At 44.5% G+C, this 11,254-nt stretch carries 11 protein-coding genes and 1 pseudogene; 6 read left to right on the top strand and 6 right to left on the bottom strand.

Annotation, left to right across the window (positions count from 1 at the left end; all coding sequences use genetic code 11):
• Positions 1 to 225: 225 nt before the first annotated feature.
• Entirely contained in the window at positions 226 to 1,890 is a 1,665-nt protein-coding gene (locus ACE1AQ_RS09580) for a transglutaminase domain-containing protein (RefSeq protein ID WP_039899484.1), read from the top strand.
• Here the strand turns inward: ACE1AQ_RS09580 and ACE1AQ_RS09585 are convergent.
• The 3 genes from ACE1AQ_RS09585 to ACE1AQ_RS09595 all read right to left on the bottom strand — a co-directional run bounded on the left by ACE1AQ_RS09585 (position 1,887) and on the right by ACE1AQ_RS09595 (position 3,207).
• A complete protein-coding gene (locus tag ACE1AQ_RS09585; protein WP_008197109.1) occupies positions 1,887 to 2,153 on the bottom strand; it encodes a hypothetical protein in 267 nt (88 codons plus the stop codon). The genes ACE1AQ_RS09580 and ACE1AQ_RS09585 overlap by 4 nt on opposite strands.
• A 204-nt stretch (positions 2,154 to 2,357) precedes the next feature.
• Positions 2,358 to 2,945, bottom strand: coding sequence for a hypothetical protein (locus tag ACE1AQ_RS09590; RefSeq protein WP_008197107.1), 588 nt, complete (start codon positions 2,943 to 2,945; stop codon positions 2,358 to 2,360).
• On the bottom strand, positions 2,935 to 3,207 hold the full coding sequence (locus tag ACE1AQ_RS09595; RefSeq protein ID WP_008197103.1) for a hypothetical protein: 273 nt from the start codon (positions 3,205 to 3,207) through the stop codon (positions 2,935 to 2,937). The genes ACE1AQ_RS09590 and ACE1AQ_RS09595 overlap by 11 nt, the downstream gene beginning before the upstream one ends.
• A gap of 296 nt (positions 3,208 to 3,503) precedes the next feature.
• On the opposite strand from ACE1AQ_RS09595, the gene ACE1AQ_RS09600 reads away from it, so the two are divergent.
• From ACE1AQ_RS09600 to ACE1AQ_RS09620, 5 genes are all read left to right on the top strand, one after another.
• Positions 3,504 to 4,214 (top strand): sirohydrochlorin chelatase, encoded by a 711-nt coding sequence (locus ACE1AQ_RS09600; protein ID WP_110545971.1) that lies wholly within the window; start codon positions 3,504 to 3,506, stop codon positions 4,212 to 4,214.
• The gene (gene folK / locus ACE1AQ_RS09605; RefSeq protein ID WP_008197098.1) at positions 4,211 to 4,675 is read left to right on the top strand and encodes a 2-amino-4-hydroxy-6-hydroxymethyldihydropteridine diphosphokinase; all 465 of its coding nucleotides are present in this window, start codon (positions 4,211 to 4,213) and stop codon (positions 4,673 to 4,675) included. The genes ACE1AQ_RS09600 and folK overlap by 4 nt, the downstream gene beginning before the upstream one ends.
• A 160-nt stretch (positions 4,676 to 4,835) precedes the next feature.
• A complete protein-coding gene (locus ACE1AQ_RS09610; RefSeq protein ID WP_008197096.1) occupies positions 4,836 to 6,200 on the top strand; it encodes a GTP-binding protein in 1,365 nt (454 codons plus the stop codon).
• Positions 6,201 to 6,332: 132 nt separating this feature from the next.
• Positions 6,333 to 6,854: a hypothetical protein gene (locus ACE1AQ_RS09615; protein ID WP_008197093.1), complete on the top strand. Its 522-nt coding sequence runs from the start codon at positions 6,333 to 6,335 to the stop codon at positions 6,852 to 6,854.
• A gap of 171 nt (positions 6,855 to 7,025) precedes the next feature.
• Positions 7,026 to 8,879 carry a penicillin-binding protein 2 gene (locus ACE1AQ_RS09620; RefSeq protein WP_110545969.1) on the top strand — a complete coding sequence of 618 codons (1,854 nt, stop codon included), beginning with the start codon at positions 7,026 to 7,028 and terminating at the stop codon, positions 8,877 to 8,879.
• 128 nt (positions 8,880 to 9,007) lie between these two features.
• On the opposite strand, the gene ACE1AQ_RS09625 is transcribed toward ACE1AQ_RS09620, so the two are convergent.
• The 3 genes and pseudogenes from ACE1AQ_RS09625 to ACE1AQ_RS09635 all read right to left on the bottom strand — a co-directional run.
• Positions 9,008 to 9,835: a pentapeptide repeat-containing protein gene (locus tag ACE1AQ_RS09625; protein ID WP_008197088.1), complete on the bottom strand. Its 828-nt coding sequence runs from the start codon at positions 9,833 to 9,835 to the stop codon at positions 9,008 to 9,010.
• Between the two features lie 281 nt (positions 9,836 to 10,116).
• Positions 10,117 to 10,758, bottom strand: a complete 642-nt coding sequence (locus ACE1AQ_RS09630) for a DUF3226 domain-containing protein (RefSeq protein WP_110545970.1) — start codon at positions 10,756 to 10,758, stop codon at positions 10,117 to 10,119.
• A 371-nt stretch (positions 10,759 to 11,129) separates the two neighbouring features.
• Positions 11,130 to 11,254: pseudogene (locus tag ACE1AQ_RS09635) on the bottom strand (IS630 family transposase); the annotation flags it as partial.

An 11,254-nucleotide genomic window follows, 5' to 3' on the forward strand; every position in this document is an offset into this window, starting at 1 on the left:
TTCTAGGTTCTGTGTGATAAGTTTAATTGACATAGGATCGGTCGATCTTTGTGTCCTTTGTGTCTTTGTGGTTCGTTCCACCCCCTCGCTCTTGAGAAATGTATCTTAGAATACATTTTACCCACCAAAGCTGGGAGAGCCCATTCAAGGGCGATAAAATTTGCTATCGTGGGAAGAATTGCTGTTTTATTGACTCAAAAACGCTCTCCCTTTTCGCTTCCTCCTATGATTTTCGATCCTGCCAGTCTTCCCTCCCATCGTCAAACGATTCGCCCGATTAGCGCCACGGCCCTGCACGGAATTGTATTTCAAGATAACAAATTAATCGCTATCGACGCAAAAAACGGCTATTTATACCAAATTGCCCTCGATACTGGTCATACAACCGTACTTAATTCCCATCGCTGGCAAGAATTCGTCGGGACGACGGGATTGGCAATCGATGATCAAAATCACCTCTGGTTTACCACTCGCGAAAATCTCTACTGCTGCACTCTCGAAGATTTTACCCCGAAATTTTTTACCCGTCTTCCCTACACCGCTAACGGAGTCGCCGTAACTGGTAACACAATTTATGTCACTTGTCAACGTTCTGGACAAATCTTTATATTTGATCGCCAATCGGGACAGGAAATTACTCGTTTGTACGCGCCTGGTATCGGCATCGAAAATATCACCATTCGCGGGGAAGAACTTTGGCTAACGGATACCCTAGAACAAACGGTTTACTGTCTCGATCGCGCCACGGGAGAACAGCTTTTTAGCATGATAACTCCTTTTGAGTCGCCGACGGGATTAGCATTTTATCGCGATGCTAACAGTGGCAAGGATATTCTATATGTGGCCTATGCTTTTCAGGAACCCTATATCCGCGATAATCCCAATTCCGAACAGGTTTACGAACTTAGTTATCGTCCGCGGACTTTTGTCCATCCTCTATATTTTCACTACGATCCCGCTAAAAAATACACCCTTTCTAACGGTTATCTGATTGAATTATCCTACGTCGAGGAATTGGAACCTCTCTATAATGTCGAACTCAAAAATGTGGAATGGCGCATCGCTTTACCCTTAGAAACACCGCGGCAAAAAATTCGCAGCGTCGAAGCGGTGGGATTGCCTTTTATTGAAGAAATTGAGGACGGGCAGCGGGTGGCAGTATTTAAGTTCGAGCAAATAACCGCCAAACAACGTCATATTTTTGGTTGGAAAGTACTATTAGAAGTGTGGGGAATTAAATACCAAATTACTCCCAAAGATTGCGAAGATTTACCCGACTTACCCGCCGATTTTCCCGATCGCTATTTGATCGATAATGATGACCTGGCCATGAATACAGAAATTATCCTCAATGCTGCCGAAGAAGCGACTGGTCGGGAAACCAATCTCCTCCGAAAAGTTTATAGTATTCGTAACTACGTCTATGATCAGCTTTCCTACGGCATCAAACCCCACATCGACACCCCCGATATTGCCCTGCGGCGCGGAGTCGGTTCCTGTGGGGAATATGTGGGTTTATTATTGGCTTTGTGTCGTCTCAATGGTATTGCCTGTCGCACGGTAGGACGCTATAAATGCCCACCCCATCCCCTCGAACGTAATTTACCCCTCGAACCGGATTACAATCACGTCTGGATGGAATTTTATCTGCCCTCTATCGGTTGGGTTCCCATGGAGTCCAATCCCGATGATATTTTTGAAGGCGGTCCCTATCCCAATCGTTTCTTTATGGGTTTAGCTTGGTATCATACGGAAATTGCCAAAGATATCCCCTTTGAACGAATGCTCAGTGAAGGACAACCGGTGTTAAAAACCCAAGTTCCCATCGGCGATTTAGCGATTAATCACGTTCAATTCATCATTCTTGAGGAATTAGCCCCAAAAGACTAGAATTCTGAGCCATCATCTAGGATGCCCATTTCTCTATCTCTTTCTTCTTTGAGTTCTTTGACCATTTGCAAACCCGCACCCACACAGAAGCCCAAGGCTGCCCCAGCACCGGCAAAATAACGTCTATAGATGATTTGATAGTTATAGGGATTTTTATAGTTGACTTGGCTGGGATTGCGTTCAATGCGGCTAATGCCATAACCGATACCTGCTCCGACTAAAGCGGTGACTAGGCCTGAAAATAGAACTAGACGAAGGTTCATGATCTTATCTCCCGATGGACTCTGACTTTAGATTATCGCTGAAAATTAGTTAATGGCAAGCGATCGCAATAATTCGTTATCAAGTGAACCAAATCGCCTACAAAGCTAGAACTGTGGATAGGAAACCATAGGATTTATCGAATCGTCAAAAAACCAATTTTTCCCTATAGGTAGTTATTGGTAAAAGTTAAGGTGATTTATCTATTACCAGACTTTTTTTACTCCTGTAGGTAAACCAACTCGCATAAAAAATCTAGCGAAAGCTTGAGATAAATGTTCACGATAGGGAGGACGTAAACGAAGTCGAGGTTCCTGTTTATTTTGCAAGAAGGATTCCAAAAAAGTTCTCGGTAAAGTGTACACATCATGAAAATCAACTATTCGATGAGTTAATTTTAGGTCGCCGATTTCTCCTTCGTTGAGCATAGAAAGATTCCATATATAACCATTTTTAATATCATCACAATATCTCCCCCACGCCTTGGCCGTAGGATTTTGTTTCATATTGTTCATGGCCTGTTCCCAATTTTCTTGATATTGGCTGAGAGCAAAGTGAGGGCAAAGGATGACATTGTTGACTTTCTTGTTTTCTAAGTCGCAGCCTTGAGTAATGACAACCACATCAATCTCAGCTACTTCCACTAAGGATCGAAGTGTTTCAATTTCTGTTTTATTGCTTACCTCAACAGGTTTAGAAGCCCAACGAACCACAGGACAATTAAGAATAATATCCCCTTGGGTCAACTCAACATTTGCATCTACCGCCTCATACCAAAGGTCATTAGTTATCATCTTCGAGTCGATAATTATCAATTACAACACAAGGTTTCCAAGTGGGTGTTTCCTGAGATTTAATATTCACTTCTTCAGAAAATAAGATTTTCGGTTGATGAGAAACTACAAAAACTCCTCTACAATCCAGTTCATCATCATTATCTTCTGCTGAGTCTATTGAGCAGGATTCTGATGATAAAGCTGTAGGTAATTTTACCACTTCTATCAAGGGTGGTTGTTCGTAGGAGGGTAATTGTTTACTGTCTGTTTCCACTTTCACGTTAACTGCCTCGTTGACTAAGTTGGGCGATTAATTAGGTTATACCTCAATATCTAGGCTAACTCAAGCCGGCGGGCTGATTTGCTCACACTTTACATCCCGTAAAATGGTAGCACTTCCCACCAATGGGGACGTTTTCCCCCTTACCAGCTAAATTGAGAATATCAGGGGCATTGATGCCTAAAGGGAGAGAAAATGTATTAGGCTAAAAACTAAACTATTTTGGCAAGATTTCTTTGAAGACCTCCTCAGCCTACTTATTGGTTTTCCACGGTAGTCGCGATCCGCGTCCAGCCATGGCGGTGACGCAATTAGCAGCCTTAGTTCGGGAAAAAATCAGTCAACCCACCGAAAGATTGGCAAGTAAATCGGAGTTTAGCCCATCTATAGCGGTTCTAGAAGCAGATAATCGTGTATTAGTAGGGACTGCCGCCCTAGAATTAGCGATAACACCGCTCCATCAACAAATAGAAGCTTTTGCCCAACAAGCACAAAGCCAAGGATGTAACCGATTGCAGATTATCCCCCTGTTTCTCCTGTCCGGGGTTCACGTTAAAGAAGATATTCCTGCGGCCGTGGCTAAAGTGCGATCGCCGATTAAGCTAGAGTTAAAGCCCCATTTAGGCAGTTATCAGGGCATACAATCGCTGTTATCCCGACAATTTGCCGATTTAAGCCCCCAAGATCGCATTTTACTGTCCCACGGTAGTCGTCGCCCCGGCGGTAATCGGGAAGTGGAAAATCTAGCGGCGTTTTCTGGAGCAATTACAGCTTATTGGTCGATAGAACCGAGTTTATGCCAACAAATCGAGAGTTTAATTGCTAAAGGTAGCCAAAAAATCGCTATACTGCCCTATTTCCTCTTTACTGGTGGAATTACCGCCGCGATCGAAGCCCAAGTTTTTGAACTATCACAAAAGCATCCAAATGTCAATATGTTTTTAGGTAAATCTTTGGGAGCGACGGGGGAATTAGCCGAGATTATTGTTGAGGAAGGATGTGGATGAAGCGGGCAGCGATCGCTCTTGGTAGTAATTTAGGGGATTCGGCGACAATTTTAGGGCAAGCTTTAGGGGAATTAGAGCGAGTCAAAGGAATTAAACTAGAAGCTCATTCCCAATGGTATCAAACCGCGGCCGTCGGGCCGCCTCAGCCAGATTATCTCAACGGTGGCGCCATTGTGCAAGTGGATTTATCGCCCCTAGATTTACTGCATAAGTTATTAGAAATCGAGCGGTTATTCGGGAGAGTCCGACGGGAAAGATGGGGACCGCGTACCCTCGATTTAGACTTAATATTTTATGATGACCTGATCTTAGAAACACCCGAATTACAGATACCCCATCCCCGCTGCCGAGAACGGGCCTTCGTGCTGCTTCCCCTGGCAGAAATTGCCCCCGATTGGCGAGATCCCGTAACCGGAAAAACTATCCTTCAGCTATTGGGTCAATTGGGATTGGCGGAGTAGGATATTAGGTGTTAGGGTTTTAGTTGAATTCCCCCACTTCCCCACTACCCCACCCCCCCACTTCCCCACTTCCCCTAACCCCAGATAACCTCATCTCAGTTACCGCCCCGAAACTCTACAATAAAGGCAGCAGCATCAATAAACAGTTAAAAAATCAACCGTGACCAAGACCCCATCCCTCCAGGAAACTCATTACAATCAGGCTAAAGCTAGTTTACAACAGGCCTTAACTTGGTATGCCAGTTTTCGCCGCCATTGGAATTATCCCCCCGATCCCCAACTTCAGGCCGCCGTTAAAGAGGATTTGCAGTCCTTAAAATCGGCCTTGGATAAACTGGATGAAACGGTGATTCGGGTGGCAGCCTTCGGGTTAGTCAGTCGCGGTAAATCCTCGGTGGTAAATGCTTTAGTCGGTCAAAAAGTCCTGACAACTGGACCCCTGCACGGGGTGACACGCTGGCCGCGATCGGTACGTTGGATACCAGCCACGGGTAAAATTCAGATAGAATTAATCGATACCCCCGGATTGGATGAGATTGAAGGGGAAGCACGGGCGAATATGGCCAGAGAAGTCGCTAAAAGTGCCGATTTGATTTTATTTATCGTTGCGGGGGATATTACCCGCACCGAATACGAGGCCTTAGGAGAATTGCGCCAGGCTAAAAAACCGATTATTTTGGTGTTTAATAAGATTGATCTCTATCCGGAGGCTGATCGCCGTCAGATTTTTCAGCAGTTACAGAGATTAGGAACCAATCGGGACGAAAAAACGTTAGAAGATTTGTTAACTAGCGATGAGATAGTTATGGTAGCCGCCGAACCGCAACCGATTCCCGTCCGGGTGGAATACCCCGATGGGCGCGTGGTGACTGAGTGGGAAACCCCTCCCCCCCAAATTGAGGAGCTGCAAGATAAACTCTTAACGATTTTAAATCGGGAAGGGCGATCGCTGTTAGCCCTCAATGCTTTAGTGCAAGGGCAAGAAGCGGAGGAAAATATCGCTAGAAAAACCCTGGAACTCCGGGACAGTCAAGCGGAGGAAATTATCTGGCAATACGCGAAATATAAGGCTTTAGCGATTGCGGCCAATCCGATCGCTATTTTAGACCTACTAGGGGCTTCAATCGTCGATTTGACTCTAGTTCGGGCTTTAGCTCGTTTGTACGGCTTGCCAATTACCAGTCACCAAGCTGGTCAACTCTGGCGGACGCTACTTTTGAGTAGTGGGGGGTTGCTGGTGGGGGAAATCCTCGGCAGTGTGATTATCGGTTTGGGCAAAACGGCAGCGGCAGCGACGAGTATTTTTGAAAATCCCACCTCTTTAACCCTCTACGGTAGCACCGCTCTCCTACAGGGTGCAATTGCTGCTTATGGAACCTATATAATCGGGAAAGCCGCTAAAATCTATCTAGAACGCGGTTGTAGTTGGGGGGCATCCGGACCGAGTACGGTGATTAATCAAATTCTCGCTCAAGTTCATCCGCAAACTATTTTATATCGTTTACGTCTAGAGCTAGAACAGTGATTTTAAGGTAAAAAGGAAAAAAGGCAACAGTGATCAATTAAATATTTCCTACTGACTCCTGATGACCGACTCCTAATTTTAGAAACTTAATTTTTGACAACGACAACTAGCTAGAAATATTGAGAGAAAATCATGTCTGCTGCCCATAAGTCCTATATTCCCGTTCCCGTTTCTCGCCAAAAAAGCCAAGGCAGTCAACACCGTCCCCAGTCACCAGTAAATCAGGCGACCCCAACGGTCAAACCGACAACTAAATCGGTGGTGAGAGTTCCCGTGGCCCCGACACAAAAACAATTAGCCTCGCGTCAATTACGTTCCCTTTGCCTCCTAGAAAGAATAGTGGCCGTGATTACTTTTTGTCTGTTGGGTTCGACTCTGGGAATATATGCTTGGACGGTATATATTCCCAAGGTTTGGGACAAAGAATTTGGTAAACTGGAAACACTGCAACGTCACGAGCGCCATCTTTTGGCCACCAATGAAACCCTTAAACATCAACTAGCTCAACAAGCAGAAAAACCCGAAACGGGATTAACTCATCCCCAACCCTTCCAAACTATCTTTTTACAGCGTAAATCTGCCCCGAATCTGAAACCGTCCCCCGCTTCTCAATCCCAATCTACCGTCATTTCTCGGCCCAGAAGTGCCTATTAACAGTTATCAGTTATCAGTTATCAGTGGGTAAGTTAACAGTTATCAGATGTGAGTTTTTAAGTGTGCAGTATTAAATAGGAGTTTCCTACTGTCTTTTCACTGATTACTGGTTACTGATCACTGCTCACTGGTTACTGCTTACTGCTCACTGATCACTGAAAGATACTGCTCATGACTGACACAAAAAGACCGCGATTTAGAAGCAAAGAAACTCGATCACCCTCCAGCAGGATCCGGGACAGAAAGTCCTATTTAAACGCCAAAAAACGGCAAAAACAGTTAAAAAATTTGCCTTTGGGTAACGGGCGATTGGTGGCGGTGTGGTTGATTTTAGTCATGGGTATTGTCGGGTTAGCTTGGCGACTGTACCAATTACAAATAGTCCAAGCACAGGGATTGCAAAAAAGAGCCAGACAACAGCAAACTACCAGTATTAGACCCTATATTCCCCGACGGGCGATCGTCGATAGTAATGGTAATGTTTTGGCGACCGATCGCTTAATTTATACTCTTTATGTACACCCAAAACTGTTTGCTATTCCGCCGGCAGAAGTGGCTGATAAATTAGCCCCTTTATTAAATATTCCCACGAATCAACTAATTCAAAGATTTAAAGAAAAAGAAACAGGAATTCGTTTAGCCAATCAATTAACCGAATCCGTGGCTAGGGGCTTAAAACAATTATCTCTTGACGGTGTAGAATTAGAGGAAAAATACGCTCGTTATTATCCCCAAGACGATGTGGCTGCCGACGTGATTGGCTATGTAGATAAAGAACATCGTGGCCAGGCAGGATTAGAGAGAGGTTCCAGTCAGTTATTAGAAAGAGATCCTTTTTCTGTCAATACAAGACGCATGGGAGACGGGCGAATTTTACCAGCTTTTGTTCCTGATGGTGTCTTTCAGTTTGATGAATTACAGTTAGAAGTAACCCTCGATTTAAAACTACAAAGAGCCGCTCGCACCGCCCTACGAGAACAGCTAAAAAAATTTAATGCCAAACGAGGGGCTGTCATCGTCATGGACTCCCTTGATGGTTCTCTTTTAGCCCTAGTTTGTGAGCCAACTTTTAACCCCAATGAATACTATAAAGCCAATGTAGCCCTATTTAAAAATTGGACCGTAGCCGATCAGTACGAACCGGGGTCAACTTTTAAACCAATTATTGTCGCCTTGGCCATGGAAGCGGGGTCCATTAAAGCTAATACGGTAGTCAATGATCCGGGGGCAATTACCGTCGGTCCCTGGACGATTAAAAATGCCTCTAAACAGGGTTATGGGGCGCTAGATATGGCCCGAGTTCTGCAAACCTCTAGTAACGTGGCCATGGTGCAAATTGCCCAAAAAATGGGGCGAGTTGATTTCTATAAAAGTTTATTAGGATTGGAAATAAATCAAAGGGTTGGCGTAGATTTACCCGGAGAAGTGGCAGGATATCTCAAACCCGAACGAGAATTTCTGGATAATGCCATTGAATCGGCCACCGCTTCCTTTGGTCAAGGTTTATCCCTAACGCCCTTAAAATTAGTACAATTGCACGGTGCGCTGGCCAATGGTGGCACCCTGGTGACTCCCCATGTGATCAAAGGATTAGCCGACGACCGCGGCCGTTTGCACTGGCAGCCCGATTATCCCAGCAAAAAAGTCTTTTCTCCCACCGTGGCCAGGCAAGTGGTGGAAATGATGGAAACCGTCGTCAGCAAGGGGACAGGGGAAGCAGCCCAAATCCCCGGTTATCGCATCGGAGGCAAAACGGGAACAGCACAAAAAGCTAGTCCGACGGGGGGTTATCTACCTAACGCCAAAATTACCAGTTTTGTCGCAATTTTACCGATCGAATCGCCCCGTTATGTGGTTTTGGTGGTGGTGGATGAACCCAAGGGGGCGAATACTTTTGGTTCCACTGTTGCCGCTCCCGTGGCAAAAACGGTGATGAATACGCTCATTTCCCTCAAAGGTATCCCCCCCACCTCCAAGGTCGCTCCGGCGGGTTCTGCGACCAATAAACCCCCGCGGCACGATTAATTTAAGTCTTGAGGAGAAAAGCCGCTAAATTGTCCAGTAACCCCCATTCTACATGGGGCTTAATTATTTTTGGACTTGCCGATTTCAGAGCCGATTGGGGAGTCGGTGGTCGGTCAAAGAGGCCAACTCTAACGCGGTAAACAACCTAAACTCTGGCCAGTATTGGAGCGGGTGTAGGGGTTCCAAGTTCCTAACTCCCGGGAGGAACGACCACAGAGATAAGAGCGTTCTAAATCGCTCAATCCTTCCACCTGACTGAAATCGGCTCCTTCTAAATTCTGGATCTGTTCTAGAATTGCACCGGTTAAGTCCGCACCTCGCAGATCCGCAAACTGTAACTCGACCCCAACTAAACGAGCGTCCCGCAAAAAGGCCCCGGTTAAGGACGCTCTTTGCAAGTTAGCTCCGCTTAAGGCCGCAGCTGCCAGATTTGCTCCGGTTAGGTCGGCCCCGCTTAAATAAGCTCCCCGGAGATTAGCACCACTGAGGTCGGCAAATCTAAGATTAGCATTATTGAGATAAGCACCGGTTAAATTGGCTTTTGGCCCGATTGCTCCCGAATTTTTATAATCATAGCCTTCTGGCCAGCTGGTTGTCCCGTCGTAGACAGAGAGGGAAATTTTCGCACCAGTTAAGTCAGCACCCTGCAAATTAGCTCCACAGAGGATGGCGCGATATAGTAAAGTGTCTCGTAAATTGGCCCCCCGGAGATCGCTACCGCGCAGATTGGCCCGGCGTAGATCCGCAGCCTCTAAATTCGCCCCGGTGAGATTAGCCCCAGCTAAATCGGCCCCCAAGAGGATTGCCCCCGTAAAATCGGCGTTTTTCAAGTCCATTTGACTTAAATCGATCCCTTCGAGATTAGCGGCACTTAAACTTTGTCCTTTATCCCTGGCCTTGCGGACATCATCGGGACTAGGAGAAACAAAATTCAGACGAGCGATGAGGGGGTTCATAGGGGTCTGTACCGATACTCTTTAACTATCATACTTTAACAATGCACTTTTAGAGATTAGACCTCTTGTAAAAATCAAAAATTGTTGTTGGGGTTAGGAGTCAGTAGCCAGTAGTCAGTAGTCAGGAGAATTAAGAATGAATAACAATCAATTAAATGGTCTATTTACAAATTTTATCTCATTTAATCCTTATTTTTGCTGTTTTTGAACCATGAAAAATTAATTATGCAAGACAGAGAAATATTATGGGGCTGTCATTGCCATCTGGCTCTATAGTGGGTTCAAATCTCGTATAACTCCTGTAACCATCTCAAAAAAATTGCCGATTGGGGATGGGAGCGATTAAGTATTTTTTGTTTGACTGCATCGTGAAGTTGTTTCCCCGGCGGATCTTGCCAAGCTAAATAGGTATGAATATTAGCCTTATCTCGATGATAATCCCTATAGGTTGCCCCTTGTTGTTTTGCTTCTATCACCTTGTTTTGTGTATATTGCCAAAGATTATTATCGGGAACTAAATAGGCTAAAAAAGTCTCTAACATTCCTCTAGATTGATTGTCAGGCATCATCCACACACCGAATTTTATCGCCGATTCTAGAGTTATAATTAATCCCGCTGCTGGTAAATTTTGAGGTAAGTTAGGTATATTTGGTGAACAGGTATTATATAAACTTTTCCAACGATTATCAGGTTCTTCGTCTGCATCTATAATAATTCCTAAATGAGTTAGTCCGTTAGGAGTTTTTAGTTGTGTAGAGATGTATTTAGGTTTTAGTAAATTTTCAACACCATCACAATTTATGATATTCAATGGCTCTTCCCCTCTATTCCAAGTAACTCCATTTGCTGCCATTAACTGGGGAATAACTCTCAATTCCTCCGCACCTTCCACTAATAACTTTTTTGTCTCTATTTTAGGCATTGTTACCGCACCTCAAGATTACTTGTAGCGGCAATAACAATTTCTTCTGGATCAAAGATTACAGATTGTCTTTTTTCCCTATCTAGGGCTTGCTGAATAAATCTAAAAACCTTGTTGGCTAAGATTTTTAGATTTTTTTGCCCTCAAAAAGTGCCAGACATAAGAGCGATCGAGGGCAAAATTTTGGCACTTTTTCCCCGAAAATTAGGTAATTGTGGGGTGGACTGAAGCAATTAGTCCTAGACTTCCCGAAAAGTCTATTTTATTTCAGCTTGTTGTTAGGGATATGCTCTGGCTAATACGCTTTTAGTTATGATACGCGGAAAAGTTCCGGCGATGGTGCTAAAATGGTGTGATAAGCTTTTACGCATTTAAGTTACATTGACAGCATTACCCTTATTTTTAAGTTTTCTACTCCATTTAATAATCAATCCCCCTTCATTTAAAAGCTGATTGACTACTTTTTCCAGTTCTTCTTTATTTTCAAATTCTCGAT

This window comes from Microcystis sp. BLCC-F209 (assembly GCF_041928595.1).
Taxonomy (GTDB): domain Bacteria; phylum Cyanobacteriota; class Cyanobacteriia; order Cyanobacteriales; family Microcystaceae; genus Microcystis.

Bases quoted from the DNA above. Each gene is read 5' to 3' on its own strand.
- ACE1AQ_RS09600 (WP_110545971.1), top strand. From the start codon at position 3,504: ATGGCGGTGACGCAATTAGCAGCCTTAGTTCGGGAAAAAATCAGTCAA.
- ACE1AQ_RS09585 (WP_008197109.1), bottom strand. From the start codon at position 2,153: ATGAACCTTCGTCTAGTTCTATTTTCAGGCCTAGTCACCGCTTTAGTC.
- ACE1AQ_RS09580 (WP_039899484.1), top strand. From the start codon at position 226: ATGATTTTCGATCCTGCCAGTCTTCCCTCCCATCGTCAAACGATTCGC.
- ACE1AQ_RS09630 (WP_110545970.1), bottom strand. From the start codon at position 10,758: ATGCCTAAAATAGAGACAAAAAAGTTATTAGTGGAAGGTGCGGAGGAA.
- ACE1AQ_RS09590 (WP_008197107.1), bottom strand. From the start codon at position 2,945: ATGATAACTAATGACCTTTGGTATGAGGCGGTAGATGCAAATGTTGAG.
- ACE1AQ_RS09625 (WP_008197088.1), bottom strand. From the start codon at position 9,835: ATGAACCCCCTCATCGCTCGTCTGAATTTTGTTTCTCCTAGTCCCGAT.
- ACE1AQ_RS09615 (WP_008197093.1), top strand. From the start codon at position 6,333: ATGTCTGCTGCCCATAAGTCCTATATTCCCGTTCCCGTTTCTCGCCAA.
- ACE1AQ_RS09620 (WP_110545969.1), top strand. From the start codon at position 7,026: ATGACTGACACAAAAAGACCGCGATTTAGAAGCAAAGAAACTCGATCA.
- folK (WP_008197098.1), top strand. From the start codon at position 4,211: ATGAAGCGGGCAGCGATCGCTCTTGGTAGTAATTTAGGGGATTCGGCG.